The 24,399-nt window shown below is 56.9% G+C and carries 30 protein-coding genes and 1 tRNA gene; 12 read left to right on the forward strand and 19 right to left on the reverse strand.

Annotation, left to right across the window (positions count from 1 at the left end):
• Window positions 1-89: 89 nt before the first annotated feature.
• The 9 genes from PUV54_RS00160 to PUV54_RS00200 form a co-directional block, all read right to left on the reverse strand.
• On the reverse strand, window positions 90-605 hold the full coding sequence (locus PUV54_RS00160) for a hypothetical protein (protein ID WP_274493493.1): 516 nt from the start codon (window positions 603-605) through the stop codon (window positions 90-92).
• Window positions 606-616: 11 nt separating this feature from the next.
• Entirely contained in the window at window positions 617-1,840 is a 1,224-nt protein-coding gene (locus PUV54_RS00165) for a hypothetical protein (protein ID WP_274493494.1), read from the reverse strand.
• A gap of 150 nt (window positions 1,841-1,990) precedes the next feature.
• Window positions 1,991-2,593: a hypothetical protein gene (locus tag PUV54_RS00170; protein ID WP_274493495.1), complete on the reverse strand. Its 603-nt coding sequence runs from the start codon at window positions 2,591-2,593 to the stop codon at window positions 1,991-1,993.
• Window positions 2,593-3,729 carry a helix-turn-helix domain-containing protein gene (locus PUV54_RS00175; RefSeq protein WP_274493496.1) on the reverse strand — a complete coding sequence of 379 codons (1,137 nt, stop codon included), beginning with the start codon at window positions 3,727-3,729 and terminating at the stop codon, window positions 2,593-2,595. The genes PUV54_RS00170 and PUV54_RS00175 overlap by 1 nt, the downstream gene beginning before the upstream one ends.
• Window positions 3,719-3,907, reverse strand: coding sequence for a hypothetical protein (locus PUV54_RS00180; protein WP_274493497.1), 189 nt, complete (start codon window positions 3,905-3,907; stop codon window positions 3,719-3,721). The genes PUV54_RS00175 and PUV54_RS00180 overlap by 11 nt, the downstream gene beginning before the upstream one ends.
• Window positions 3,904-4,254 (reverse strand): hypothetical protein, encoded by a 351-nt coding sequence (locus PUV54_RS00185; RefSeq protein ID WP_274493498.1) that lies wholly within the window; start codon window positions 4,252-4,254, stop codon window positions 3,904-3,906. Before PUV54_RS00185 ends, PUV54_RS00180 begins: the two co-directional genes overlap by 4 nt.
• On the reverse strand, window positions 4,251-4,646 hold the full coding sequence (locus PUV54_RS00190; protein WP_274493499.1) for a hypothetical protein: 396 nt from the start codon (window positions 4,644-4,646) through the stop codon (window positions 4,251-4,253). Before PUV54_RS00190 ends, PUV54_RS00185 begins: the two co-directional genes overlap by 4 nt.
• A complete protein-coding gene (locus PUV54_RS00195; protein WP_274493500.1) occupies window positions 4,643-5,032 on the reverse strand; it encodes a hypothetical protein in 390 nt (129 codons plus the stop codon). Before PUV54_RS00195 ends, PUV54_RS00190 begins: the two co-directional genes overlap by 4 nt.
• On the reverse strand, window positions 5,029-5,388 hold the full coding sequence (locus tag PUV54_RS00200) for a hypothetical protein (RefSeq protein WP_274493501.1): 360 nt from the start codon (window positions 5,386-5,388) through the stop codon (window positions 5,029-5,031). The genes PUV54_RS00195 and PUV54_RS00200 overlap by 4 nt, the downstream gene beginning before the upstream one ends.
• Window positions 5,389-5,483: 95 nt before the next feature.
• Between PUV54_RS00200 and PUV54_RS00205 the strand changes: the two genes are divergently transcribed.
• Entirely contained in the window at window positions 5,484-6,116 is a 633-nt protein-coding gene (locus PUV54_RS00205; RefSeq protein ID WP_274493502.1) for a hypothetical protein, read from the forward strand.
• On the opposite strand, the gene PUV54_RS00210 is transcribed toward PUV54_RS00205, so the two are convergent.
• Window positions 6,113-6,340 (reverse strand): hypothetical protein, encoded by a 228-nt coding sequence (locus PUV54_RS00210; protein ID WP_274493503.1) that lies wholly within the window; start codon window positions 6,338-6,340, stop codon window positions 6,113-6,115. The genes PUV54_RS00205 and PUV54_RS00210 overlap by 4 nt on opposite strands.
• Before the next feature lie 246 nt (window positions 6,341-6,586).
• Here PUV54_RS00210 and PUV54_RS00215 point away from each other — a divergent pair, with 246 nt between their 5' ends.
• The 4 genes from PUV54_RS00215 to PUV54_RS00230 all read left to right on the forward strand — a co-directional run bounded on the left by PUV54_RS00215 (window position 6,587) and on the right by PUV54_RS00230 (window position 8,495).
• Window positions 6,587-6,862, forward strand: coding sequence for a helix-turn-helix domain-containing protein (locus tag PUV54_RS00215; protein WP_274493504.1), 276 nt, complete (start codon window positions 6,587-6,589; stop codon window positions 6,860-6,862).
• A gap of 184 nt (window positions 6,863-7,046) precedes the next feature.
• Entirely contained in the window at window positions 7,047-7,265 is a 219-nt protein-coding gene (locus tag PUV54_RS00220; RefSeq protein WP_274493505.1) for a hypothetical protein, read from the forward strand.
• A complete protein-coding gene (locus PUV54_RS00225) occupies window positions 7,262-7,483 on the forward strand; it encodes a hypothetical protein (RefSeq protein WP_274493506.1) in 222 nt (73 codons plus the stop codon). Before PUV54_RS00220 ends, PUV54_RS00225 begins: the two co-directional genes overlap by 4 nt.
• Entirely contained in the window at window positions 7,455-8,495 is a 1,041-nt protein-coding gene (locus tag PUV54_RS00230; RefSeq protein ID WP_274493507.1) for a tyrosine-type recombinase/integrase, read from the forward strand. Before PUV54_RS00225 ends, PUV54_RS00230 begins: the two co-directional genes overlap by 29 nt.
• 86 nt (window positions 8,496-8,581) lie before the next feature.
• Here the strand turns inward: PUV54_RS00230 and PUV54_RS00235 are convergent.
• From PUV54_RS00235 to mnmA, 5 genes are all read right to left on the reverse strand, one after another.
• A tRNA-Met gene (locus tag PUV54_RS00235) sits at window positions 8,582-8,658 on the reverse strand.
• Window positions 8,659-8,732: 74 nt separating this feature from the next.
• Window positions 8,733-9,848 (reverse strand): NAD(P)/FAD-dependent oxidoreductase, encoded by a 1,116-nt coding sequence (locus PUV54_RS00240; protein ID WP_274493508.1) that lies wholly within the window; start codon window positions 9,846-9,848, stop codon window positions 8,733-8,735.
• Window positions 9,849-9,854: 6 nt separating this feature from the next.
• The gene (locus PUV54_RS00245; protein ID WP_274493509.1) at window positions 9,855-10,226 is read right to left on the reverse strand and encodes a YkgJ family cysteine cluster protein; all 372 of its coding nucleotides are present in this window, start codon (window positions 10,224-10,226) and stop codon (window positions 9,855-9,857) included.
• A 19-nt stretch (window positions 10,227-10,245) separates the two neighbouring features.
• Window positions 10,246-10,686 carry a GNAT family N-acetyltransferase gene (locus PUV54_RS00250; RefSeq protein WP_274493510.1) on the reverse strand — a complete coding sequence of 147 codons (441 nt, stop codon included), beginning with the start codon at window positions 10,684-10,686 and terminating at the stop codon, window positions 10,246-10,248.
• The gene (gene mnmA / locus PUV54_RS00255; RefSeq protein WP_420797885.1) at window positions 10,683-11,855 is read right to left on the reverse strand and encodes a tRNA 2-thiouridine(34) synthase MnmA; all 1,173 of its coding nucleotides are present in this window, start codon (window positions 11,853-11,855) and stop codon (window positions 10,683-10,685) included. The genes PUV54_RS00250 and mnmA overlap by 4 nt, the downstream gene beginning before the upstream one ends.
• A gap of 204 nt (window positions 11,856-12,059) precedes the next feature.
• On the opposite strand from mnmA, the gene PUV54_RS00260 reads away from it, so the two are divergent.
• Complete coding sequence (locus PUV54_RS00260) at window positions 12,060-13,874, forward strand: potassium/proton antiporter (RefSeq protein WP_274493512.1); 1,815 nt, start codon at window positions 12,060-12,062, stop codon at window positions 13,872-13,874.
• A gap of 110 nt (window positions 13,875-13,984) precedes the next feature.
• Window positions 13,985-14,287, forward strand: coding sequence for a hypothetical protein (locus PUV54_RS00265; RefSeq protein ID WP_274493513.1), 303 nt, complete (start codon window positions 13,985-13,987; stop codon window positions 14,285-14,287).
• Between the two features lie 21 nt (window positions 14,288-14,308).
• Here PUV54_RS00265 and hemA read toward each other — a convergent pair whose 3' ends face one another.
• Window positions 14,309-15,538 (reverse strand): 5-aminolevulinate synthase, encoded by a 1,230-nt coding sequence (gene hemA / locus PUV54_RS00270; RefSeq protein ID WP_274493514.1) that lies wholly within the window; start codon window positions 15,536-15,538, stop codon window positions 14,309-14,311.
• 199 nt (window positions 15,539-15,737) lie between these two features.
• Window positions 15,738-16,265 (reverse strand): MarR family winged helix-turn-helix transcriptional regulator, encoded by a 528-nt coding sequence (locus tag PUV54_RS00275; RefSeq protein WP_274493515.1) that lies wholly within the window; start codon window positions 16,263-16,265, stop codon window positions 15,738-15,740.
• Window positions 16,266-16,412: 147 nt separating this feature from the next.
• Here PUV54_RS00275 and hemB point away from each other — a divergent pair, with 147 nt between their 5' ends.
• The 3 genes from hemB to PUV54_RS00290 all read left to right on the forward strand — a co-directional run bounded on the left by hemB (window position 16,413) and on the right by PUV54_RS00290 (window position 19,666).
• On the forward strand, window positions 16,413-17,414 hold the full coding sequence (hemB, locus tag PUV54_RS00280; protein WP_274493516.1) for a porphobilinogen synthase: 1,002 nt from the start codon (window positions 16,413-16,415) through the stop codon (window positions 17,412-17,414).
• A gap of 132 nt (window positions 17,415-17,546) precedes the next feature.
• Window positions 17,547-18,704: an alpha/beta fold hydrolase gene (locus PUV54_RS00285; protein ID WP_274493517.1), complete on the forward strand. Its 1,158-nt coding sequence runs from the start codon at window positions 17,547-17,549 to the stop codon at window positions 18,702-18,704.
• Between the two features lie 278 nt (window positions 18,705-18,982).
• Window positions 18,983-19,666 (forward strand): VPLPA-CTERM sorting domain-containing protein, encoded by a 684-nt coding sequence (locus PUV54_RS00290; RefSeq protein ID WP_274493518.1) that lies wholly within the window; start codon window positions 18,983-18,985, stop codon window positions 19,664-19,666.
• Between the two features lie 53 nt (window positions 19,667-19,719).
• Here PUV54_RS00290 and PUV54_RS00295 read toward each other — a convergent pair whose 3' ends face one another.
• Together PUV54_RS00295 and rpmB are read right to left on the reverse strand one after the other, a co-directional pair.
• Window positions 19,720-20,418: a VUT family protein gene (locus PUV54_RS00295; RefSeq protein WP_274493519.1), complete on the reverse strand. Its 699-nt coding sequence runs from the start codon at window positions 20,416-20,418 to the stop codon at window positions 19,720-19,722.
• A 45-nt stretch (window positions 20,419-20,463) separates the two neighbouring features.
• Entirely contained in the window at window positions 20,464-20,742 is a 279-nt protein-coding gene (rpmB, locus tag PUV54_RS00300; RefSeq protein WP_274493520.1) for a 50S ribosomal protein L28, read from the reverse strand.
• A 194-nt stretch (window positions 20,743-20,936) separates the two neighbouring features.
• Here rpmB and PUV54_RS00305 point away from each other — a divergent pair, with 194 nt between their 5' ends.
• Together PUV54_RS00305 and PUV54_RS00310 are read left to right on the forward strand one after the other, a co-directional pair.
• Complete coding sequence (locus tag PUV54_RS00305; RefSeq protein WP_274493521.1) at window positions 20,937-23,966, forward strand: helicase-related protein; 3,030 nt, start codon at window positions 20,937-20,939, stop codon at window positions 23,964-23,966.
• Entirely contained in the window at window positions 23,963-24,391 is a 429-nt protein-coding gene (locus tag PUV54_RS00310) for an RNA-binding S4 domain-containing protein (protein WP_274493522.1), read from the forward strand. The genes PUV54_RS00305 and PUV54_RS00310 overlap by 4 nt, the downstream gene beginning before the upstream one ends.
• Window positions 24,392-24,399 lie beyond the last annotated feature (8 nt).

The raw sequence follows: 24,399 nt of genomic DNA on the forward strand, positions 1-24,399 counted from the left end.
CGCCGGCGTCTGCAAACCAGCCAAAACAAACGCCGGCGGCCGAGCGCGCCAGATCCGGAGGGATAAGCGGCCGGCAGCGCAACCGTTTGTTATGCCGCCGCTGCGGTCGCCGTTGCTGTCACGTTCAACGTGTCGCCGTCATCGACGGCCTTGTCGCCGCCGGTAAAGGCCGCAACGCCGTACAAAATGCCCGACGTGCCGCCTTTTGTGGCGTTGGTCGCCAGGAACAAACCGCCGATCGTGTCAGATGCGTTAATCGAAAACGATGCGACGTTGCCTGAGTTATCAACCGATCCGGCCGCGACCGTGCCGGGCGTGAAATCCTGCCTTGCGGCTTCATCATATCCCGTCGCTTCCGCCCAGCCGGCATGGCTCGCCATAGTGTCGCCTGCGGCAATCGTCGGGCTATCGTCGGTCAAGCCGATATAATGCGCCGCCGTATAGGCCGACCCTTTGAAATACTTGTCGAGCAAATCGTTAAGGCCCGTCGTCACGACAAGGTTGTCGGCGACGTCACGCCATTTTTCGTTGCCGTCCTTGTCAACGCAAACGATGTCATAGCGCGTGCATGCCGCCGCAGCCATCGCGATTTGATGCTTATTCATGGTCTCGCCTTTCATTGCTGATCGATTCTGACTGTTAAGGTGCGCCCGCCGGCTTCGACGGTGATTGTCCGTGTACTGTTTGGCGTCAGCGGGACTTGCGTCGCGATCGCACTCGCCGCCGCCGCCAGACCCGCGCCAAGGCTCGCCGCGCCTTCCATGACGCGCCCGGCGTTGCCTTGCGTGTCCATGGCCGCCGCGATTGTCGCCAGGGCGTTCATGATCGCCGTTGCGTTTGCGCTTTGCGAAGCCGCAGCGCCGAGTGTTGCGAATGCCTGAAACTGCGCCTGATTGGCGGCCGTCAATCCAAGCGCTGCGGCAAGATCGCCAGAAACGCCGATCGCGTTCGATTGCGCGGCTGAATAGTCCGCATCCAGATCAAGCGAAACCGAAACATCAAAAACAACGCCTGACTGCCCGGCCTGTGCCGCGATCGCATCGAACGCCGCCTGGCCGGTAAAATCGACCTGTCTCGCGCCGTTGAGTCCGGCAAGGCTCGCCAGATCCGCCGCGCCATTGAATGTGACGATATTCGCGCCCGTTGCGCCGGCGTTGACGGGAAAGGCGCCAGAAACATTCACGATGCCGCCTTCGATAAACGCCGCCGTGATCGCAGCCGTCGCCTGAATGCTCGCCGCTGCGTTTCTCAACGCCGCCGGCGTGACGTCGGCGCCCGCCTGCATCAACATCGATGCGGCGGCGTTTAGCTGCGCATTCCGCGTCGATGAAACATCCATCACCGCCGAAAGCGCCGCCGATGCGGCGACAACGCCGCTCGCCTCAAAATCGCCTTCAAAACCGGAGACCGCCGCCAGTAAGGCGTCGGCGATAAACGCCGCGCTATTGCCGCCGGTGATGCTTGCGTCAAAACCCAAACTGGCCGCCGCCAGGGCGATCGCCGAGCGCTGCGATTGCAGCCCCAACAGCGCGCCGACATCGCCCGCCGCATCACGGTTGGCCGCGCTTTGCGTGCTTGCGGCAACATCAACAGCCATAAGCGCGATCGCGTTCATGATCGCATCACGTGACGCCTGGTCGCCGGCGTCGATGCCCATGGCCGCCGCCGCATTCATCACGGCTGAAACCCCGGCGCTGTCGCCGGCGCTCGCCGCCATGATTTCATTGATGTTGATTGCGCGTTGCATCGCCGCGTTCACTTCCGGCGAAACGCCAGACGACGCGACCGCAGAATAAGCGGCCATGCTCTCACTTGCTGATTTCAGGGAAGCGGCGAACATAGTTCGCCAATCGCGGTTAACGATAAAGCCTTGAAACCCGGTCGGCTCTCTCGCAACCCAGTCTGGCCCGGTTTATCATCCTCTCATATCGCCACAAAGCAACACGGCGACGGGTAAACTCGGATCGGCCTCGCTGTTAGGGCAAGCGTGCTATGCCGCTTTACAAAGCGCGTCAAGGCTTATTTCAAATTCTATTTCTTTTCCCAACAACTCACCCAAAACGCGAGCCTTGGACTCCTCAATGGCTTGAACCCGCAAAACCTGACCCGACCAGGGATTTTCCGTTTCTATGGTCCTCACCATGTCGCCTTCGCCGAAAGCCGGCAATCGGCGGCGCAATTGTTCCGGCCTGAAATTTCCTTTTCGCTGCCGCGCCATCGCCCCGTTGACCACATGCGGCGCAACCGCAAACGGGCGCGGCCCGTCGGCGGTCTCGATCGCGACCATGGCGCGCACGTAATTCGTCTGAAAAAGCGCCCGCCAATGCGATGGATCGGAAATGCCGACAAACAGATAATTGAAAAACGCCGGATGATCGACCGGGCGATGGCGCACCCGCATACGGTTCGGCCCGATCTTGATCCAGCCCGTTTGCAAGGGCGCCCACGCTTTCAATCCGCATTTTTGTAAAATCGCCGCGACCGTGAACACCTTATCGATCTGCACCCTGATCAAATGCCACTGCGGCGTCGCCCAAACATCGCAAGGCGCAAGCGTGTCGGCGGCGGTGTAACGATTGGCGCGTTTGTACATTAAGCGGCGTCCTCTTGTTGTTGACGATCGCGCTTATCGCGTTCGGCTTTGACTTTTGATTGCAAGCGTTCGATGCGCTCATCGCGCGCGCCATAGACCGGGGTGCGCTGCAGATCGCGCAATAGCGGCCAGAAGCCTTCGTTCGGTTTTGTGTGATCCTCACCGTCGATGTACCGCCTCAGCCAGTCGACAGCACGCGCAAAGCCGTTGCGATGGGTGAACGGCAAGGCGGAAATGAAATCATCCGCTGTCTGACCATCGAGAGAACACCCCGGCACGCGAAAGTCTTTCAGCTCTTCGAACATGGGTTTGAGAATGAGGGCGTCAAGCCGGTCGATCTCACCGCGCACAATCCAGTTCACGATCACGTCACGCGTCCTGCGCCGTATCGTGTCCGCTTCCAGAGCCTGCGGTCCATCCTTGCCCGCTTTCCCTCGATCGGGTCCGGATCTGTCGGCTCGGCTCCCGGCGGTGCGAGGCGTCGCCCCATCAGGGGCGGCGGCGCCTCGCACGCGCGTTTCAGAATAAATGTTTATCTTACGTTTAGGGTCCGCCCCCCGGACGGTTTCCATATCCCCGCCTGGACGGTTTTGCCCCCCAGCCGGACGGTTTTCGCCTTCAAACCGTCCGCACCCCGGACGGTTTTGGATCTTCGCGATCATGGCGTTTTGGATCGAGCGTATGGCGTTTTCTTCTAAATCCCGATCCATTTTTCGCCGCTTAACCCATGCCGTCGCTGACACGGCGCGATCAATCACCCGCTCAATGAAATCGCGCGCCATGATCATCGATTCCATCGGATCGCAACCCTCGCGCACGGCGTCGCGCTTGGCCTCCCGCACATGGTCCTTGCATAAAGAAATCAATTCGATATTGACGCGATAGCGGTTAGGCCGCCGGCGCCCGCCTTTCGTGCCCTCAATCTTTTCAACAAAATTAACCAGGATTAGCGCTTTTAATGCATCCGCCGCCGTTGAGCGCGCGCGCCCCGATATAAACGCGATATATTCATAAGACGGGAAGCACTCGAACGTCTCGGGATCCGCCGCATTCGCCAGCGCCCGCAACACGTCGCCCCTGGGCTTTCCCGCAAAAAGCGCGCTTGTCATCAACGGCCCCAGCGCTTCAATGCTCATGACGCTCTAACTCCCGTTTCCGCGCCATTGCGGCGGCCGTGCAAAACCCGAAAAAAGAAATGATCGGCGGCGCCGCGCCAACAATGTCGCCAATCCAAAACAACATCAGGAAACACAACAGCGCCGCCGCCGCGAACAACGCGCAAATGATTTGCACAAAGATCAACAGCATTTTCATGCGCCGCCCTCCTTTCCGTTTTGACCGAAAAGATCGCGTGTTCTCGCGTCTCGCCGCGACGTGATGATCGTTTCCATGAATTGCACCGCGCGCGGCATCGCGCACCGCTCGGCCTCACAGACAAGATCAATCATGTCGCCCTTTCGCTTACAGGCATCGCAGAAAAACCACTTTCCATCCGCACACGGCATAAGCGTCAGGCCGTGGCAGAAAGGGCATTCATCACCCATATCAAAGGAAAGATTGAGCGCCGGCACGACGTCGCTATAACGCGCTTTTTCCTTCACATCGCCTTTGCGATGTTCAAGATCCTGACGCCGCGCGGCTCTGTGTTCATAGCGCGTCATGCGATCCGCCAAACCCGGACAGACTGCATGCGGACGCTTCGCGGCGATTTCGAAACGTCACGACGCTCTATCGTAAATGTTACCTTTTCATCCTTTAACAACTGCGAAAGGCACTGGTTTGTGTAACACTTTTCAACATTCAGTGCGGCGGAAATTTGCGGCGCCGGTTGCGCACCGCGCGCCAAAAACTTTAAAATCTCTAATTTCAGGCCGCGATATTCCGGCGCCGGCGACCGCCGTTTAACCGGCGTTATGGCTGGTCGCTTGTGCGCCGACCGGCTGGCGCGCGAAACAATCTCGCCATCGCGCCCGGCGCGCGCATCGATCGCGCCCAAACCACGCGCGCGTCGTGCGGCGTTGATTTTTTCGGCGAGATCTTCCGCGCTGCTCATGCGTCACCGCCCAAAATCTCATTGATCATCTTGTCGAGATCCGCCGGCGCGATCTCGAACGCCGGCCCGGTTAATAGGCTGCGCAACGGCCGGATGCGTTCGGCAAGCACGCTCTCCATGGCTTTGCGGGCGGTGTTTAAAATGTCCGCTTCGCTAAACCCTAGAACATTCGGATGATAGGATTTGCCGCCGGAAATCAGCGCCGGCGGCGCTTCAAATCGATCGGCGTTTTCGACCAGCCGCCGCGCCCGTTCGATTTCCGCATAGGCGATCACCGTCGCCGCCGCTTGGCGTTTGGCCGATAGGCCATTGAGGCCCGCCGGCAAGTCATGCGGATTATAGATTTCAGGCCCGGCTGCGCCCACGTCAAACGGCTTTTTGTTCATATTTGCTCGCAATTTTGCTGGTTTTCACGTGAAACGGGCTCGCCCTGCGGTTGATTGGCTAATCCCGATTTCCCTGTTTGCGCGTGATCTGTTGCATATTTCGCAACATTCGAGGACAATTCCACCAGATCACTTGGCGAAATGGGGATTTCATGGGCGCGGGCATATTGCAGGATCAATGGATGGTGACGCTGCGGGATCACCCCGCCGCCGCCATTGCGCACGCCGCGCGGTCGCTTCCAACGTCCTGGCTGAGAACGATAAACGCCGCAGATGCGCGCCGTTTGCGCATCCCCGCCCAAAAGCTGAATGATTGTCGCCGCCGGATCGCAAAGATGCGCGCTTGTTTCGGTCATGCCGCAACATGTTGAGTGATTTGCAACATAACGCAACACGCCCGTTGCAATATTCGCGCTCTAGCCATTTCGCGGCGCGCCGTAGGCATGGCATTATGCGATCTGACGTTGGCTGGATAAGGCGCGGTCTCGCGCAACCTGGAAAAACTCAAATGGGTCTTGCCGACGCGCTCGGGCGCAATCGATCCGTTGTGACACGCATCCTCAAAGGCGATCGTCCACTGAAAGACTATGAAGTGTCGGCGATCGAGGAATATTTAGGCATGCGCAGAAACGGCTCGCCCATCGGTCAGCAACTCAATATGGACAAACCAGCGCCGTTGGCCGCCGCGCCATCTGACATCGGGTTTATTTATGTGATGCAATCGGCGCCGGGCGGACGCTGGTGCATAGATCTCGAAAGCCCGCCGGCCGAACGGGCGCCGAAACCGGCCAGTCACGCCAGCGTGCGCGGCCTTTACGGCGTTATCGTGTCCGATCCCGCCATGGCGCCGCGTTTTAAACCTGGCGAAATCGCCTGGATCAACCCGCATCGACCGCCCCGACCCGGCGACGACGTCATGTTTGTTGAAACCGACGCACCCGATTTCGGCCCGGCGGAAATCGCCTTCGGCGAGCTGATAGAAACAACAATCAGTCTTTATAAGGCGCGCACCTATACGCCGCTTGAGATATTCACCCTGAAGCGCGCCGCCTTTCGCCCGTTGATGATCTTGCCCCGCGACTAGACCAGCCAAAAAACCGGCCATAACAGCGCCGCCAGGGCGATCAAAACCAGCGCACCCGCAATCACCGCCAGCAATCCGGCGACGCATCCGCCGCCCTCCACCCCGTGTTGAGGGCGCGCGCTTTCCCGCCGCCGGCGGTCGTCGCGGATCTCGCGCCGCACCGAAAGATAAAGCCCGACGCCCCCGGCGATCAGCGCTAAAAGGATGAAAATGTCGCCGATCATGCCGACCCCATAGCTTCACGTTGATGCATTTTAACGGTGAAACGCGACCGCGAAATGTTCCACGTGGAACATTTTTCGCAACACGAACGCTTCACATTTGTTGCGATTTATGCAACAGACTGCAACAGCCCGCCACGCATCCACACCCTTTGCACGTGCGGCGGGCGGTCCAAAAGGCAGCGAAGCCGGCGGGATTGCACCCCCCTTATCCCGCCGGCGTTCGATAAAAATGAGGAGCAAAAAACAATGCCTTCAAAACTCGGTGAAGAATTTTGGAGCGGTGAATTTGAACCGCAAAAAACGCGCGATGACCTGATGCGCCTCGGCGCCGCCCAAGGCATGTCGGCGCAGAGCCTTGGCGATCGGTTTGGCGTTTCGCGCTCAACAGTGATCAAACGCGCCGAGAAAATCGGCGTCGAATTTCATCCCGCTTATGACCGACAGAAACAAGGGGGAAGCGCCGGCGGCCAAAAATCAGCCGCCATGCGCGCTGAATTGACCGTATGCGGATCGCCGTCATGAAACGCACGAGCCTTGCAAACATAATCGCCGCCGTCTTGTGGATCGGCGTCTTTTTCTTCGCCGGCGTGCAACTGGCCGCTTTATGAAACCGTTACTGCAATATCATGCCGACGACGATTTGTATGTGGCGCTTTGTCAATACAAATCATATTGTCAGTCATCGGAGCAATTCACAAAAGGCGCCATGAATGAACGCGCGGCCCTTGATTTTCTATCGCGCGCCTATGGCTGGAAAATCTTTCGTCTTGATACTGATGACGGGCGGAAACAAATACTTGCCTGTCATAATTGCGTCCGCGATCACCGCAAAGCGATTTCGGATGCGCGGCTGAATGACTGGCTGAAACGCAAGGCGATCGAACATCGCGTCGCGTCGCAATTCGGAAAGGCGGTGAGACCATGAGCGATCCGATCCTTTTCACCCATGACGGCGCCCGTGAATATCTCTCTGGCGCGAATCCGGACACGCTGACGCCGCCTATCATTCTCGGGCGCCGGCGGTTTTATTCCCGCGCGGCGCTTGACCGAGCGGTTAAGGAAAAGGCAGGCTTGCCGATTGATGACGGAGGGCGACCGGCCCCGGCTGATGTTTATGACCAATGGAAGAAAAATTGCGCTTAAAGGCTTGGCCGTGTCCCGCGCCAAGGGGCGGACATATTATTACGCCTGGCGCGGCGGCCCGCGCCTCACGGCGCCCTATGGCAGCGCGGAATTTTTGAAGCAATTCGCCGACGCCCATGCGGCCCGCAAGGCCCTGCCCGAAGCCGACACGATCGCCGGTCTCATTCTCGCCTTTCGCGCATCGAGGGAATTTAAAGCGCTGGCGAAAGCCACAAAAAAAGATCATGAGCGCGCCTTTCCGCACATATTGCGGGAATTCGGCGGCGCGCCCGTGGCCGCGTTTGACGATCCCCGCATCCGCCGGGACATCCGCAAATGGCATGACGGATTTGATCTTGACCGCCAGGCCGACAAGATGCTGGGCTCGCTGTCGCGCCTGTTAAGCTTTGCCGAAGCGGACGGCTTGATCGCCAGAAACCCGGCGCTCGCCATTAACAACCGCTACCACCGAGCGCCCGCGCCGGCGCCGTTGACCGAAGCCGCGCTTGAAACCGTGTTGACGGCGGCGACAACGCCGCCAGAGGCCGCGTATGCGATTTTATTGTGCGCACGGTCCGGTTTTTCCCGCACCGACGCCGCAAGCGTGACATGGGCGCATGTGAAACACGACCGCATCGACAAGCGCCGCGACAAGTCAAAGATCCGGGCGACGCCGCCCATGACGCCAGAGTTGAGACAGTGCCTTGACGACATGCCTCGCCCCGATGACGTCTTGACGATCCTGACAAACGCCGACGGGCGACCGTGGCCGTCCGCTGATGCACTGGGCAAGATTGTAAACAAGGCGCTGCATGACGCCGGCCTAGATCATACCATGCACGATTTGCGCGCCACCTACGCTTGTTTTCTGATGCGCAAGGGCGCCACCGATGAAGAGGTCGCCGACGCTCTTGGATGGTCTATCGACACCGTGCGCTTCATCCGCCGGCACTATGTGGACGATGAAGCCATTTTCGCCGGCCGCATCGCAAAATTCGCCGCAACGGCGAGCGCCAAAAAGAACGGAAATTGAACAGATTTTGCAAAACCGGCTGCAAAACTTTGCAAAACCGCCTAGCCGAAACGACCAAAAACAGCGCCTAACCCATTGATTTTGCTTGGTAGCGGGGGCGAGACTTGAACTCGCGACCTCAGGGTTATGAATCCTGCGCTCTCACCAACTGAGCTACCCCGCCAAAAGGGTCCGGCGCGGATTTTCGCCCGCGCCGGAGGGCGGTCTATAGCCGCGCCGGCTCGCGCCCGCAAGGGCTTAACGACTGGATTGACCGGTCAACAAAGCCGCATGTTCAGCCACGGCGAGACAAGTAGTAAGTCCCGGCGATTCAATGCCGTAAAGGCCGAGATAGCCTGAAACGCCATGCGCGCGGGCATCGGAGAATAGAAAATCCCCCTCTTCGCCCGGTCCCTTTAATTTCGGACGAATACCCGCATAGCCGGGCTGCAGCTTTTCCGCATCAAGGTCCGGCCAGAAACGCCGCGCCGCAGCGGCGAACGCATCCCGCCGCGAAGCATCCACGGAATAATCCGTATTCGTATCAATGAAAGTAATATCGGGGCCCAGCTTGCCTTGCCCGCCAAGATCGCGCGTATAATGCACGCCCTGACTGTCCGCCGAGGGCAGCGGATAGATCAATCGCTTGAACGGCGCCGCGCCGGAATAGGTAAAATACTGACCTTTTCCATAATTCAGTGTAGGAATGGTTTCCGGCACCAACCCATTAATCGACCGCGCGACACGATCAGACCAGAGCCCGGCGCAATTCACCACGGTCTTCGCTTCAAGCGTCATCGGGTCGGCGCCGCCGATATTTAACGTAATAGCATCACTCTTTATGCTGCCGGAAACCACCGGAGATGAAAGCGCCAGGACACCGCCCGCGTTTTCCACTTCGCCCAGCAACGCCAGCATAAGTCCATGACTGTCAACGATGCCGGAAGACGGCGATAAAATCGCCGCATCGCAGAACAAGCCAGGCTCCAGTTTCCTGGCAGTTTCACCATCGATGATCTTAAGATCATCGACGCCGTTTCTTTCCGCATTGGCTTTGAGCGCTTCCAGATCGGCAACCTCTTTTTCGCCGATGGCAACCAACAGCTTGCCGCAGCGCGAATGATTCACATTATGATCGGCGCAGAACCGGTAAAGCGCATCGCGCCCTCTAACGGCCAGCGATGCGCGCACGCCATCCGGCTTGTACTGGATGCCGGCATGTATGACTTCTGAATTCCGGGCGGAAGTTTCCTCGCCAAACGCGCCGTTCTTTTCAAGGACAATGACCTCCCGGCCTTGCTTGCCAAGTGCGCGCGCAACCGCGAGACCGATTACGCCGGCACCGATGACGACGGCGTCGACACGCTCAGTCATTTCGGGTCAGTCGGTGGTCGCCACCCATTCCGGATCGTCCTGAACTTCGCGTTCCCAAATCAGGAACTCATAATAACCGCAACGCTTTTGCGTTGGAAATTCACGGCATATTTTCGGGCGCGCTTCATAAATCGTGCAGTTACGGGTTTCCTTGTCCAGGAACATGCACGACGTGATAAAATGCTCGTCATCTGTATGACGTAAAACGCGCGGATTTTCCTTGTCGCCTTTTTTGGTATATTTCTTTTCCGCCTGCTCAGGCGTTAATTCAAAATATTTCGCAAGACGCTTTACGTCCGTCTTCGTTGTCGGAATGTGCGTGTAAGAACAGCAATAGGCTGAACATTCCAGGCAATCATATAACTTCTTTTTGGCCATCAAGCTTCCCGCATAACAGCTATACTGAAACGCGGTAGTGAACGAATCCGCTTAGGGATGCAACCTTGTCATATAACTTTCGCGCGGTCGCATTGCCTTCCTGCGTCAGCCAGTAGACGCGATCGCAATCCTTTTTTTGTGCCTCGTCATAGACCTTTTCAATCAGCGCGCGTCCGGCGCCGCTTCCACGCGTTTTCCGATCGACAAACAGATCTTCAAGATAGCAAGCCGATTTCAATGACCATGTGACGGGATGGATAACGCAATGAACGAAACCGATGACATCGCCGTCTTTCTCCGCAACAAAGGCGAACAGCCTGTCGTCATTTAAAAGCCGATCAAATGTCGCTTTCGTTACCGCTTCAGGCAGGCTTTCAACCTCATAAAACTCAAGATAGCCGCGCCATAACTCGCGCCAGCGCGGTTCATCTCCCGCTTCCAGGGGTCTGATGCGTGTCATGCGGCAGTCCGCGTCCCAGCAATCCAGCCGCCGCCAAGAACACGATCATTGGCGGCGTCGTTTGAATAGAAAACACAGGCCTGCCCCGGCGCCACGCCCTCCTCCGGTTCGGCCAGTTCCACCGCCCAACCCGTCGGGCTCGTCTCATCCCACAAGAGTGAGGCTGGCGCTGGCGGACGCGTTGAGCGCACTTTCACTGCTACGCCGGTTCCGGCGCGTGCGGCGTCCGCACCCTCGCCATCGCCCAGCCACGTGACATCTTTCAGATGCATGCGCGAGACCAGCAACGCCTCTCGCGGACCAACGATGACACGCCGATTTTCAGCATCGAGCCTGACGACATAGAGCGGGTCGCCAGTTGCCACGCCAAGACCACGGCGTTGACCGACCGTGTAATGAATAACGCCCGGATGACGGCCCATCACTGCGCCATCCACATGCACAATCTCACCGGGTTCGGCCGCGCCCGGACGGAGACGCTCAACGACGGATGCGTATTTGCCTTCCGGTACGAAACAGATGTCCTGGCTGTCCGGTTTGTCGGCGACAACAAGGCCCAATTCGCCAGCAATACGGCGCACTTCGGCTTTTGGCATCTCTCCCAACGGAAAGCGCAAATAGTCGAGCTGGTCTTTCGTGGTCGAGAACAGAAAATAGCTTTGGTCTTTCGAAGCGTCTGCGGCCCTTCGCAACTCCGGCCCATTCGGCCCCACAACGCGGCGGATGTAGTGGCCCGTCGCCATTGCAGCGCCGCCAAGGTCGCGGGCGGTCTCAAGCAGATCTTTGAACTTCACCCGTTCATTACAGCGCACGCATGGTATCGGCGTCGCGCCGGCAAGATAGGTATCAGCGAAGTCCTCCATCACCGCTTCGCCGAAACGGCTTTCATAATCGAGGACGTAATGTGGAAAGCCCATGGCTTCGGAAACACGCCGCGCATCCTGAATATCCTGCCCCGCGCAGCAGGCCCCTTTTTTCTGGATGGCGACGCCATGATCATAAAGCTGCAAGGTCACGCCGACGACATCGTATCCGGAAAGCTTGCAGAGCGCCGCTGTCACCGATGAATCAACGCCGCCCGACATCGCCACGATGACGCGCGCGCCCTTGGGCACGCCAAGGTCGATTATCGGCGCGTCGATAGCGGATATGTCGGTCAAAACACTCATTTCGTGCGGAACATAGGGATTTGGCCGTCCCAACGCCAGCCCGGATTGTTGAACGAAGTTGTGCGACGGCTCTTAATTAACGGCGCTCGATCCTCTAAGTGTAGCAGCATCAATTATATTCCAACGCGAGTCCCGCTTTCAAACGGCTGGAGTCGCGCGAATTCAAAAGAGACAAACAACCAATTTTACCAGGAGAACCCATTAGTGCTGGACGCCATAAACGCCACCATCCTCATAGGAGCAAGTCTGGTGGTGTTGAGCGTTTTAACCAGCCTGGTGTCGCAACGTATTGGCGCGCCATTGCTCCTGGTTTTCCTGGCGATTGGGCTTTTGGCTGGCGAAGACGGCCTGCTTGGGATTGAATTCGACAGCGATGCATCAGCCTACTTCGTCGGCTCATTGGCGCTTGCGATCATCCTTTTTGACAGTGGTTTTCACACACCGTTCAAGAGTTACCGCCAGGCTGCCGCCCCGGCGCTTGGTCTCGCAACGCTCGGGGTCATCCTAACGGCTGGCGGCGTCGGTACGGCGGCGCATTTTCTTTTTAATTTGCCCTGGATCGAAAGCCTGATGCTCGGGTCCATTGTAGCGTCCACAGACGCTGCTGCGGTTTTCTTTTTGTTGCGGGTTGGCGGTCTCAACTTGCGCGATCGAGTGAAATCCACCCTTGAGATCGAATCCGGCGCGAACGATCCGATGGCGATATTTCTTACGGCCAGCCTCGTCGAACTCGCCGCCGCACGCGGCGATGGCTCTGCTGCTTTTAGTCTTTCTTTTTTCGCGACATTCGTTGCTCAAATAGGTCTCGGCGTAATTCTGGGCGTTATTGGCGGCGTCGCTATCGCAACACTGCTGAACAGGCTGAGAGGCATAGATGCAGGCCTTTACCCGATTGCAGGCTTGGCGGCGGCGCTAGTGGTGTTTTCAATCACCGGGCTTGTTGGCGGCAGCGGTTTTCTCGCCGCTTATGTAGCAGGCCTTATAGCCGGCAATCGAAAAATTGCGTTTTCTCACCGGTTAAAACGGTTCCAGATCGGCATGACCTGGCTGGCGCAGATCGGTATGTTCCTGACGCTCGGCCTGCTCGCCACACCATCCGAATTCGGCAGCGTCATGCTGCCGGCGGTCGCATTGGCTTTTGTCCTTATCTTCTTGGCGCGACCCATCGCTGTTTGGCTGTGTCTCGCGCCGTTCAAATTCAAATGGCGTGAAATTCTGTTTGTCGGATGGGTGGGCCTGCGTGGGGCCGTTTCTATTTTGCTGGCGATTTTGCCCGGCCTTGGCGGCGTTACTGGCGACAACATTTTTTTCAATATCGTGTTTATGATGGTCATCGCGTCGCTCCTTGTTCAAGGATGGACCATCGGCATCTCTGCACGTCTATTAAATATGAACGCGCCTCATGAGCCTGGCCTGGTCGATAGGCTGGAACTGGAACTGCCCGGAAAGGCGGAACTTGAGTTGATCGGCTATCGTATTCACCCTGAAAGCGCGATAGCCAAGGGTCAACGCGTACCGCGCTGGGCGCGACCTTCCATTATTATTCGGGACGACCGCGCGCTCTCAGTGCATAAAGCCGGCCGCCTTGTAGCCGATGACAGGGTTTATCTCTTTGCCACAGCCGGTCAGGCGGACATACTAGATACGATTTACGCGCGCGCCGCAGATACGGAAGACATGCGCCGACTGAGTGACTTCTTTATTGATGGCAACGCCAAAATTTCCGACCTGCGGTCTTTTTACGGTCTTGATCAAATTGCCGATGAAACAGATGCAAGCGTCGCAGAATTGTTTGAAAAGGCATTTGGCGGCGAGGCAGACCTTGGAGACCGCCTGACCTTTCTCCACATGGATCTTATCGTCACAAGGTTGGATGAGCATGGCGGGGTAGAAAAGGCCGGATTGATTATCGATCCCGTCAAACGCGTTCGTGAGAAATTTTCCGAACGAGCCGCAGCGTATATTCGTAACAAGCTTCGGGCTGTACGATATAAACTGCGCCAAAAGCAGTCTTCCTGAAAATTAAGAGAGCGTGCGCCTTCAGGAAAAAATGACGATCCTGCATACACCCCTATTGAAAGATCGTGTTGCGCCGCCATTTTAGAACCTTCGCTAGGGGAACACTGAATATGCAAAGTAAATCTGTTTGGGCCTCCGCCGCGACGGCGTTTCTTGTGGGCGTTGAATCTTTTGTGGTCGCCTTTACAGCGGCATGGGTTAGCCTGACGCTGGCTTTTCACATGCAATCATGGAAAACGCCAACGCTCATTATTGCCGCCGCATTCTCATTTTGGTCAGCCGCGAGTGTTTTTCAAATGTCTGAAAATGCCGCCCGTGCAGAGCTTGAACTACAGAGAATTGCACTGGAAACGGCCACTCGAAGCTCCAACAAACGAAAGGAACTGACAACGCCGACGGATATTGACGCGTGAATAGTGCGGCAGAGTGCAAGCTTAAGCGGCGCGTTTCAGTTTCAGCACCGTCCAGGCGTCATCAAGAGCCTTCAACAGCTCGCCCATGTGATCGTCCGTATGGAGCGGCGTCGGCGTCAGGCGCAAGCGTTCGGTCCCCTTCGGAACGGTCGGATAATTAATTGGCTGGACGTAAATGTTGTGTTCTTCGAGCAGATAATCGGTGACGCGCTTGCACTGCACCGGATCGCCAACCTTGATCGGCACGATGTGGCTCACCGATGGCATAACCGGCAACCCTTCTTCGGCGAGCAATGTTTTCAACCGCGCCGCGCGTTCCTGATGTTTTTCACGCAGATGGTTCGATTCTTTTAATGTCTCGACGCTCGCCAGCGCGCCAGCCACCAGCACAGGCGACAATGCTGTCGTGAAAATAAAACCGGATGCGTAAGAGCGTATCGCATCGACGATAGCGGCGCTTGCGGTGATATATCCGCCCATAACGCCAAACGCCTTGCCGAGCGTGCCTTCGATGATGTCGATACGGTGTGCGATGCCGTCACGTTCAGAAACGCCGCCGCCGCGTGGGCCATAAAGACCAACTGCATGCACTTCGTCCAGATAAGTGAAGGCATTGTACTTTTCTGCGAGATCGCAAATTTCTTTCAACGGCGCGATATCACCGTCCATGGAATAAACGGATTCAAACGCGATGACTTTCGGGCGTTCAAGCGGCAATTCCGAAAGCAGCTCTTCAAGATGTTCAAGATCATTGTGGCGCCAGATGCGTTTGATCGAACGGCCGCCGCGAATGCCCTCAATCATCGAAGCGTGATTAAGTTCATCGGAAATAATCACACAATCAGGCAGGATGCGCGAAATGGTTGAGAGCGTCGCCTCGTTCGAGACGTAGCCTGACGTAAACAACAGCGCTGCTTCCTTGCCATGCAGATCCGCCAGCGCGCTTTCAAGACGCACATGATAGTGGGTTGTGCCTGCGATATTGCGAGTGCCGCCAGCGCCGCAACCGACCCGGTCGACCGCGTTTTGCATAGCCTCAACCACGGCAGGATGCTGGCCCATGCCCAGATAGTCGTTGGAGCACCAGACGGTGATCTCGCGCGGTTCAACGCCGCTTTCATTATGGCCGCCGTGATAGAGCGCTGTCGGGAAACGACCCCGCATGCGCTCAAGATCAGCGAAGACCCGGTAGCGGCCTTCCGCGCGTACCGCGTCGACAGCCGCGCTGAATGCTTTGTTGTAATCTACCATCGGCTATGACTTGCGCTGCGCGCCCCCGTTCGGTCTTAGACGAACATAATCAAGACGCGCCGAAAAACACCAGCCTTTATGGAAAGAATGCGGCGGACTGAACGCCGCAGATGCTAAAAAGAAACGCGCCCGAGTAAACAAGCGCGTTTCGATCTCGTAATTGCGAATGATTATTAAAAACTCTGGCTACTAATGAGTCCTAGAGCCGAAAGCGGACCTGATCCGCCCAGAAGCGCTCCAGGCGTTGTAGCGTCTTGTTCGTGGATTCGATTAACTCATTGTTGACGCCGCCAACTTGCTCAACCGAGGAAAGCTGACGCTCAAACAGCGCGGAAATGGAATCGCGAACCTCGAGGCCCGTTTCCGTGAGCGACACCCGTTTTGAGCGGCGATCCGTATTGGAGCGCTCGTCACGGATATAATTTTTTTCAACCAGCTGCTTGAGGTTGTAGGAGACGTTGGAGCCCAGATAGTGACCGCGGGAGCGCAACTCGCCCGGCGTCAGCTCAGCATCACCGATATTATAGAGGAGAAGCGCCTGTACGGAGTTGATATCCGTCTGGCCGATCCGCTCCAGTTCGTCCTTGATCACATCCAGAAGCTGGCGGTGAAGCCGCTCAACCAAATGCAACAGCTGAAGATAGCCGGTTTCCAGCGCCTCCGGGTCTTTCTCTACCGCGCTCGCGCTTTCGCCAATCACTTCTCGCATCGCCCCGTTTACCGACATTATTTCTACTCACTCAGCACAAAACCAGTCTCATGCTATAAACAAGAGGTCTAAAAGCGCCGTTAAGTCAGACTGTTCAATTTGAAATCAAATTCTAACGAGGGCAGTAATGGGACACATGGCCAATAAGGGATTTCCTAACGAGTTATGAACAAGCGCCCCCTCGCCCGCTATCCAGCCCTTAGATTACGCCGGCCTCGTATCTCCGACTGGTCGCGCCGTCTCTATGCGGAGACACATATTTCTCCGAGCGATTTTCTCTGGGCTATCATATTAAAAGACGGCAAGGATATTCGCGAGCCGATCGACGCCATGCCCGGCGTATTCCGGTTGTCGCCTGATCAGGCCGTCAAGGCGGCGCAAGAAGCAAAGTCACTGGGCATTCCCGCTCTCGCGCTCTTTCCGTACACGGATGCGGACGGGCGAACCCCGGGCGGAGAAGAAGCGTTCAATCCGGACAGCCTCATGTGCCGCACAGCAAAAGCGATCAAGGACGCTGTTCCCGACATAGGCCTGATGGCGGATGTCGCGCTCGACCCCTATACGGATCACGGTCACGACGGGTTGATGCGCGACGGCGAAATCCTCAACGATGAAACGCTCGAAATTCTGGTGCGCCAATCCATCGTTCAGGCGCGCGCCGGCTTTGATATCATAACGCCATCAGACATGATGGATGGGCGTGTCGGCGCCATCCGGGCGGGACTGGATGGTGAAGGCTTTCAAAACATTCAGATCATGGCCTATGCGGCGAAATATGCGTCTGCATTTTACGGGCCCTATCGCGAAGCGATTGGGTCGGCTGGCGTCCTAAAAGGCGACAAACGCACCTATCAAATGAACCCGGCTAATTCCGACGAAGCCTTGCGCGAAGTGGCGCTTGATCTCGCCGAGGGCGCGGACAGCGTCATGGTGAAGCCGGGGCTTGCCTATCTCGACATTGTTGCACGTGTGAAAGAAGAATTCGGCGCGCCGACTTTCGTCTTCCAGGTCTCCGGTGAATACGCGATGATCAAGGCGGCAGCTCAGAACGGCTGGCTCGACGGAGAACGGGCGATGCTGGAATCCCTCCTCGCCTTCAAACGCGCCGGCGCCAATGGGATCATTACCTACTTTGCGGCGGACGCGGCCAAGGCGCTGCAGCGTTAGAGTTTCCAAAACTCGCTGTATCGCATCTAAAAAACAACTGATCCTGAAATCATGCCTCGTCAGCTTGCCAATAGCGGCGCGCAATATTAGCCATTTATTTGTTTGCAGATTAACGGTTGACTGGGGCTTTCAATGAATACGTACCGCGCATTTCTCCAATCGCAGATGAATCCTTTTGGCGTAGTGGCCCTGGCGATATGTGTTTTGCTCACCTGCCCCGCAACAAGTTTTGCAGAAGACAACGCCAAAGACGAGTTCACCACAACGCGTGAGATTATTGGTGACTATCAACGCATCACGACGCCAAATGGCGTTGAAGAAAGTTTCATCGTCAATCTGAACGGCGCAAGGCAGTATGTTTCCGTACGGGGAAATGATCGCGCAAACCCCATCATTTTATTTGTTCACGGCGGGCCCGCGGCGCCGGAAATGCCGATTGCCTGGGCGTTTCAAGATCCATGGGAAGAGTTCTTTACCGTGGTGCAGTGGGATCAGCGCGCGGCCGGCAAATCGTTTCCGCTGAACGAGCCGCAAGACATGCTCCCCACCCTGAAGCCGGAACAATATCGCGACGACGTTATCTCATTGATTGAACATCTCAATGAAAGATACGGAAAGCGCAAAGTCATTCTCATGGGACATAGTTGGGGCTCAATACCCGGGTTAATGACAGCCGCTGAACGCCCTGACCTGCTCCACGCCTATGTCAGCCTTGGCCAGATTATCGACTTTCGAGAGGGCGAAAGAATTGGCTTCGAGCAAATCCTGCGGGTAGCCCGTGAAGATGGAAATAGTGAGGCTATAGCAGAGCTCGAGGGGCTTGAACCTTATCCGGGCGATGGCGATTTCAGTATCGAAAAAATTGGCGTCCAACGGAAATGGTCGATCCAGTATGGCTATCTGTCTGCTGGACGCAACAGCGCCCGGGCCTATTTCAGGGCGCATCGCCTTTCGCCGGAATATGGTCCGGCCGACGTTATGGCGTGGCAACAAGGCAGCGCCTTTACGATTCAAAACCTGCTGCCAAAACTTGCAGACGTTTCGTTCAAAGACGTAACTGCCCTTGATGTTCCCGTTTTCATGTTCATGGGACGCCATGATTATACGACGCCGAATGAACCGGTTGTTGAGTGGCTGACAAAGCTAGATGCGCCTCACAAGCAAGAAGTTTGGTTCGAAAATTCGGCGCATGTTATTCCCGCTGATGAACCGGGAAAAGCTCTGTTTAAGCTTGTGACGCAAGTACGCCCCTTTGCCGTCAACGCAGGCGATGGCGCGCCGATTGAGTAATAAGCAATCATTTCCCCGCCCCAAGACCAACAGCATTACTAATTTTACCAAGGGTTCCTAGAGAAAGTCCCCTTGCGACTAACATAGTTAAAATTCGCCAAAGGCGGGAATACCTTTTTTATAATTCCGCCCGCGGTGTAATTAACTATAAATAAATCCGTCTAAGGACGATTATTTCAGGCGGCGCTCTTCCTTCTATTTTTTCAGGATGATACATCAATTTTGCGGTGCGGAAGTTGTTACGCCCGCCAGTTGTGTAAAGCGTAGGGGATTCTCTCGTGAAAGTTTTCAAAGCATCAACCGCGGGCGTTTTTGCAGCAGCGTCCTTCATGGCGGCATCAGCCGCGAATGCAGCGGTTATCGGCGTCACTGTGGACCCGAGCGACAATAGCCTTGTTGGCGAAACCGAATTTCGCTCATCACTTGGCGCGGACGCCATCCGGTATTTCATTCCGCTTGAGAATGACAGCGGCGTTTACGGTGTTGATGAAGGCGGCGATTTTGGCCTGAGCGCCGATAGCGGCGATGGCGGCGGCACGCTGTCCATGTATATCCTGTTCGATAATTTGAATGCCGGCAGCGAGTATGTTTTGGACGTTATGTTCGAAGACCTAGACCTTGCTGGCGCAAACGATCCGAACGGTTTTTTTGAATCGCTACAAATATTCAGCGCTGACGGCGCAACCAGTTTGACGGGACTGATCTTAGATATCTCCAACCCGCTGATGTCAGGGGACGCCGCTACACAACAATTGTTATCGATTGCGCTCGGCGCCGTTTTAACCGACTCGCTGGTGTTACGATTTGATTTCATTGCTGACGCCTCAAGCCGCGGCACGAACACGGCGGAATTCCTTGTCGCTGAAGTCCAGGAAGTGCCGCTGCCCGCAGCACTGCCGCTCTTTATCGCAGGACTCGCAGGACTTGGGTTTGCGGGCCGCAATAAAAAGAAAACGAGCTGATCTGTTCGATAAACGCCAAAGCGTTTGGAAAGCCCCGGCCAGCCGGGGCTTTTTTATTTTCCGCCGTACCCGCCCTTTGGCTTGAGCGAGCCGCGGAGCAAACCGTAAACAGGTAAAAAGGCAAGCGCCACGAGCGCCTTTACAGCGAAGTCGCCGATCAGCCAGTTCAGCCATGGCGCGCCCGAGCCCGCATAGACGCCCGGGAAATAAATGATGGCATACGTGAAGTAAGCGCACAGCGCCGCATAAAGCGGCGCGCGCCACCAGCGCAGCGATCCGCGCACAACGTCGTAAATGCTTGCCGCCATATATTGCGCCGCCATAGCGCTCGCTGTGAAAAAGACGGTGTAACGAACGCCCGGCAGATCGCCGTCTTCAAGGGATGGCGCGAGGTAGGAAAGCTCAGCAAACACGGCGATGGCGGCAAGCCCCCAGGACGCCGTAACGGCTCGGGATGCTTCGTCGCCTCCATACTTCCTTGCGAAGATGATCACCAGAAACGGCGCCAGCGCCATGATGAACCCGCCGCGTGTAAGCCAGTTTGACGGCCGCGAGCCAACCGCCTCGCCGGCCATCCAGTCAAATGCATGCATGGGAATGTCGACAGTCAAGATTGCGGCCAGCAACAATGGCGTCAGCATCATCGCCAGCATCACCATGCGCGTAAACGCCGTGGCGAATTCGCCCGACTTGCGCGCCAGGCGTTCTACCGCTGTTTCGCGAGGTTGCCTTTTTTCGACTGCCGCTTCCATCGACCCTGCCTTAACGGCCGGGGCAAAGAATCGTCACGGCCGTGTTTAAGAAGCTTTCGCCAGTTTGCGCTTCAGTTTCAAGGCATTCGGCGCCAATTGCCCGTCATCAGCCTTGGAAAGGAAGACATCAAGGCCGCCCATATGATCGACGGAGCGCAGCGTAGAGGCCGCCACCTTGAACTTGAAACCCTGGCCGAGCTTGTCCGAATGTAGCGTCACATTGCACAGATTCGGCAGAAAACGCCGCTTGGTCTTGTTATTCGCGTGAGAGACATTGTTGCCTGTCGTGGGGCCAACGCCTGAAAGATCACACCGCCGCGCCATGGGTCTAGCCTTTTACATGTCGGGACGTCGCGCCGGCAGCCGGCAGCGTCTGCACCCGTGTTAAAACCTTGAAATCGAGCGGCGTGACCTAGCCGAGGAAACCCGGGACGTCAAGCGATTTGGGGCTTTTCATTGAGCCGAAACGCCAACGGTTTATATAAGGGGGCTGATGCGTCCCGAAAGCCAGTATTTCCGTGCCCTCCTCCCTCTCTTTTAACGACTTTTCGCCAACCGGCGGCGGCCGGGTCTGCGCGGTGCTGGGCCCAACCAATACCGGCAAGACCCATTATGCGTTGGAGCGCATGCTCGCCCATAAATCTGGCATGATCGGGTTGCCGCTGAGGCTGCTGGCGCGGGAAATCTACGACCGCATCATCAAGGTTCGCGACCCGCGCGAGGTCGCCCTTGTTACAGGCGAGGAAAAGATCATCCCGCCAAATCCGCGCTTTTGGGTCGCAACGGTCGAGGCGATGCCGCTGGAGCGCGAGGTCGAGTTCCTCGCGATCGACGAGATTCAACTTGCCGCCGACCCGGAACGCGGGCGCATCTTCACTTCGCGCCTTCTCCATGCGCGCGGCCGGTCGGAGACGCTGTTTCTCGGCTCGCATACGATGCGTCCGATCCTGCAGCGGCTGTTTGGCAATATTCAATTTCTGGCCCGCGACCGGTTCTCACGGCTGAGCTATACCGGGCCTAAAAAAGCGACACGCCTGCCGCGCCGGTCAGCGATTGTCGCGTTCTCTTCCGATACTGTTTACGCCATGGCGGAACTAATCCGCAGGCAGAGAGGCGGCGCGGCGGTCGTTCTCGGCGCACTGTCACCACGCACGCGCAATGCGCAAGCAGAACTCTACCAGTCCGGCGAGGTTGATTTTCTGATCGCCACCGACGCCATCGGCATGGGCCTCAACATGGATATAGACCATGTGGCCTTCGCCGCATCGCGAAAATTCGACGGGCGCCGCCCGCGCAATCTCACCCCGTCAGAACTTGCACAAATTGCCGGCCGCGCGGGGCGGCATGTAAATGACGGCACTTTCGGCGTGACGGCTGATTGTCCAGCCTTCGACGAAGAGCTTGTTCAATCCATCGAAGATCATGAGTTCGATCCGGTTAAAGCCTTAATGTGGCGGTCCGAGCAGATCGACTTTTCATCTTTGCCTGCGCTGTTGCGCTCGCTCGAACGCCCGCCGCCGCGCGATGTATTCATCCGGTCGCGCCGCGAAGATGATGAAGACGCCCTCGCCCGTCTTTCCGTCCGTGACGATATTCGCGATATCGCCAAAGGCGGCGCTGCATTGGCGACACTATGGGACATCTGCCAGATACCGGATTTTCGTAAAGTCGGTGGTGACCAACATGCGCGGCTGCTTGGCGACATTTATTTGCTGTTGATGCATGATGGCCGCGTTCCCGATTCATGGTTGGAACCGCGAATTGAGCCGCTTAATCGCACAGACGGCGATATTGACGCCCTCTCAGCACGTATCGCGCATATCCGCACCTGGACATACCTTTCACATCGCGCCGCGTGGATCGACCGTGCGCCTTATTGGCAAGAACGCGCTCGCGCGATAGAAGACGCGCTGTCGGATGCGTTGCATGAGAAATTAACGCAGCGATTTGTCGACCGGCGCACGTCGACTTTGTTAAAACGTCTTAAAGATGATGCGCCTTTACTCGCAGGCGTTACCGATGATGGAGAAGTGATTGTGGAAGGCCAGTTTGTCGGCCGGTTGTTAGGGTTCGAGTTTATTGTCGACCCGCGTGCGTCTGGCGCTGAGGCGAAATCACTTCGCGCCGCAGGAGAAAAAGCCCTGCGCCCTGTTCTGGCCGCTCGCGCCGCCGCTCTCGCTAATGCGGAAAGCGAAGAATTGCGTCTTGACGATAATGGCGCCGTATGGTGGCGCGCCGCCCCGGTCGCTCAACTCAAAAAAGGTCCGACCGCTCTCAGACCCGATCTCACGATCAGCGGCTTGGCCGAGATCACGCCGAACATGCGCGGCCGCGTCGAGGATCGCTTAAAGCTCTTTGTCGCTTCAAAAATCGAAGGTCTGTTGGGGCCGCTCGTATCGCTTCAGGCCGCCGCTAATGCCGAGGGCGATGACGCGCTGAAAGGGATCACGAAAGGCGTCGCATACAGGCTCGTTGAAAACTTTGGCGCAACATCGCGCACCCAGTTTGGCGATGACCTGAAACAAATCGATCAGACCGAGCGCGGCAAGCTCAGGAAGATCGGCATGCGTTTTGGTGAGTTTACGCTTTTCATGCCGGCATTGTTAAAGCCCGCTCCCGCCTCCTTGCTTACGCTGTTGTGGGCCTTGTGGACTGATCGCAAACCCGGCGACGTATCCGCACCGCAAGCCGGCCGAGTTTCTATCGAACTAAACGAAAGCCTTCCGCACGCATATTATTATGCCTGCGGTTACCGGCCTTCAGGCGTGCGCGCCGTGCGTATCGATATGCTCGAACGACTGGCCGGACTGATCCGAACTGCACGCAATGAAGGCAGCCGTGAAGGGTTTGAGGCGACGTCCCAGATGATGTCGCTGGTTGGATGTTCCGGCGAAGACTTTGAGGCGATCTTACGCTCGCTTGGTTTCCGAAAGCATCTTGTGAAACGCAAAGTCGAACCGAAGCAAGATAGCACCCCGAAAGCGACGGATGCGACGGTGACTCATGATGGTGCAGCGGCCGACGGTGAGCAGCAATCTGTGACGCCCGTCAGTACAGTTGAAAATTCAGCGCCTGAAGCCAGCAATTCTGAGGCGCCGCCGGAAAAAGCGGCATCGCAGGCTGACGTGCAGCAGGCTGATGCGCCGGCAGCGGAAAAAGCAGAACAAACGTCTCAACCGGCGCCAGAGTCCAACGCCGAGTCGCAGGACGCGAAACAAACCACACGCGATGAGACAACGCCCTCTGCGGCAGTCACAGAACCTGAGCAAACAGAAATCGCCCTTTGGCGTCTCGCTCCGCGACGCCCGAAACCAGCGGTCAAGCCTGCGAAACGAGATGCAAAAGGCAAAGGCGCGCATGGCAAAGGCCAAAGAGGACCGAAACAGGGCAAAGGCGGCAAACCGCGCAATCAGAATCAAAACCGTCGTCCGCCAAGAGAGAAGAAGGCCGATCCTAATTCGCCTTTTGCAGTGCTGGCCGGCCTTAAAGCGGAGCTTTCAGGCGCGGAGTCTGGCGAAAAACCGAAAGAGCCTGAGAAAACTGAATGACGGGCGCCGCATCGGCCAACGATACCGGAAAGTGTTCCGCGCAAGTCAGTCAGCGCATTGATCAATGGTTATGGCGTGCGCGTTTTTTTAAAACCCGCACGCTTGCATCAAAATTTGTAAACGATGGCAATGTTCGCCTTACGCGCAACGACAACACAACGCGTATTGACAAATCGAGCGCCAACATACGCGCTGGCGACACGCTTGTTTTCACACGTAACGACAGGCTTCGCATTATTGTTATTCTGGAATGCGCGTCACGGCGAGGCCCGGCAAGTGAAGCGCAAGCGCTTTACGACGACAAATCACCACCACCGCCAACAAAACCTGCTCGGCCTGTTGCTCCATTCGAACGGGAAAAAGGCGCCGGCAGACCCACGAAGAAAGATCGCCGCGCCCTGACCGCGCTAAAAACCCGCGATTAAAAGGAAAA

The organism is Hyphococcus flavus, assembly GCF_028748065.1.
Taxonomy (GTDB): domain Bacteria; phylum Pseudomonadota; class Alphaproteobacteria; order Caulobacterales; family Parvularculaceae; genus Hyphococcus; species Hyphococcus flavus.

What these genes read in the sequence shown, in the direction of transcription:
- PUV54_RS00165 (WP_274493494.1), bottom strand. Translation starts at nt 1,840, where the DNA reads ATGTTCGCCGCTTCCCTGAAATCAGCAAGTGAGAGCATGGCCGCTTAT.
- hemB (WP_274493516.1), top strand. Translation starts at nt 16,413, where the DNA reads ATGAACAAGCGCCCCCTCGCCCGCTATCCAGCCCTTAGATTACGCCGG.
- PUV54_RS00285 (WP_274493517.1), top strand. Translation starts at nt 17,547, where the DNA reads ATGAATACGTACCGCGCATTTCTCCAATCGCAGATGAATCCTTTTGGC.
- mnmA (WP_420797885.1), bottom strand. Translation starts at nt 11,855, where the DNA reads ATGAGTGTTTTGACCGACATATCCGCTATCGACGCGCCGATAATCGAC.
- PUV54_RS00180 (WP_274493497.1), bottom strand. Translation starts at nt 3,907, where the DNA reads ATGAAAATGCTGTTGATCTTTGTGCAAATCATTTGCGCGTTGTTCGCG.
- PUV54_RS00240 (WP_274493508.1), bottom strand. Translation starts at nt 9,848, where the DNA reads ATGACTGAGCGTGTCGACGCCGTCGTCATCGGTGCCGGCGTAATCGGT.
- PUV54_RS00275 (WP_274493515.1), bottom strand. Translation starts at nt 16,265, where the DNA reads ATGTCGGTAAACGGGGCGATGCGAGAAGTGATTGGCGAAAGCGCGAGC.
- PUV54_RS00190 (WP_274493499.1), bottom strand. Translation starts at nt 4,646, where the DNA reads ATGAGCAGCGCGGAAGATCTCGCCGAAAAAATCAACGCCGCACGACGC.
- PUV54_RS00250 (WP_274493510.1), bottom strand. Translation starts at nt 10,686, where the DNA reads ATGACACGCATCAGACCCCTGGAAGCGGGAGATGAACCGCGCTGGCGC.
- PUV54_RS00160 (WP_274493493.1), bottom strand. Translation starts at nt 605, where the DNA reads ATGAATAAGCATCAAATCGCGATGGCTGCGGCGGCATGCACGCGCTAT.
- PUV54_RS00295 (WP_274493519.1), bottom strand. Translation starts at nt 20,418, where the DNA reads ATGGAAGCGGCAGTCGAAAAAAGGCAACCTCGCGAAACAGCGGTAGAA.
- PUV54_RS00195 (WP_274493500.1), bottom strand. Translation starts at nt 5,032, where the DNA reads ATGAACAAAAAGCCGTTTGACGTGGGCGCAGCCGGGCCTGAAATCTAT.
- PUV54_RS00310 (WP_274493522.1), top strand. Translation starts at nt 23,963, where the DNA reads ATGACGGGCGCCGCATCGGCCAACGATACCGGAAAGTGTTCCGCGCAA.
- PUV54_RS00175 (WP_274493496.1), bottom strand. Translation starts at nt 3,729, where the DNA reads ATGAGCATTGAAGCGCTGGGGCCGTTGATGACAAGCGCGCTTTTTGCG.
- PUV54_RS00265 (WP_274493513.1), top strand. Translation starts at nt 13,985, where the DNA reads ATGCAAAGTAAATCTGTTTGGGCCTCCGCCGCGACGGCGTTTCTTGTG.
- PUV54_RS00210 (WP_274493503.1), bottom strand. Translation starts at nt 6,340, where the DNA reads ATGATCGGCGACATTTTCATCCTTTTAGCGCTGATCGCCGGGGGCGTC.
- PUV54_RS00205 (WP_274493502.1), top strand. Translation starts at nt 5,484, where the DNA reads ATGCGATCTGACGTTGGCTGGATAAGGCGCGGTCTCGCGCAACCTGGA.
- PUV54_RS00200 (WP_274493501.1), bottom strand. Translation starts at nt 5,388, where the DNA reads ATGACCGAAACAAGCGCGCATCTTTGCGATCCGGCGGCGACAATCATT.
- PUV54_RS00220 (WP_274493505.1), top strand. Translation starts at nt 7,047, where the DNA reads ATGAATGAACGCGCGGCCCTTGATTTTCTATCGCGCGCCTATGGCTGG.
- PUV54_RS00185 (WP_274493498.1), bottom strand. Translation starts at nt 4,254, where the DNA reads ATGACGCGCTATGAACACAGAGCCGCGCGGCGTCAGGATCTTGAACAT.
- rpmB (WP_274493520.1), bottom strand. Translation starts at nt 20,742, where the DNA reads ATGGCGCGGCGGTGTGATCTTTCAGGCGTTGGCCCCACGACAGGCAAC.
- PUV54_RS00230 (WP_274493507.1), top strand. Translation starts at nt 7,455, where the DNA reads ATGACCAATGGAAGAAAAATTGCGCTTAAAGGCTTGGCCGTGTCCCGC.
- hemA (WP_274493514.1), bottom strand. Translation starts at nt 15,538, where the DNA reads ATGGTAGATTACAACAAAGCATTCAGCGCGGCTGTCGACGCGGTACGC.
- PUV54_RS00215 (WP_274493504.1), top strand. Translation starts at nt 6,587, where the DNA reads ATGCCTTCAAAACTCGGTGAAGAATTTTGGAGCGGTGAATTTGAACCG.
- PUV54_RS00225 (WP_274493506.1), top strand. Translation starts at nt 7,262, where the DNA reads ATGAGCGATCCGATCCTTTTCACCCATGACGGCGCCCGTGAATATCTC.
- PUV54_RS00170 (WP_274493495.1), bottom strand. Translation starts at nt 2,593, where the DNA reads ATGTACAAACGCGCCAATCGTTACACCGCCGCCGACACGCTTGCGCCT.
- PUV54_RS00245 (WP_274493509.1), bottom strand. Translation starts at nt 10,226, where the DNA reads ATGGCCAAAAAGAAGTTATATGATTGCCTGGAATGTTCAGCCTATTGC.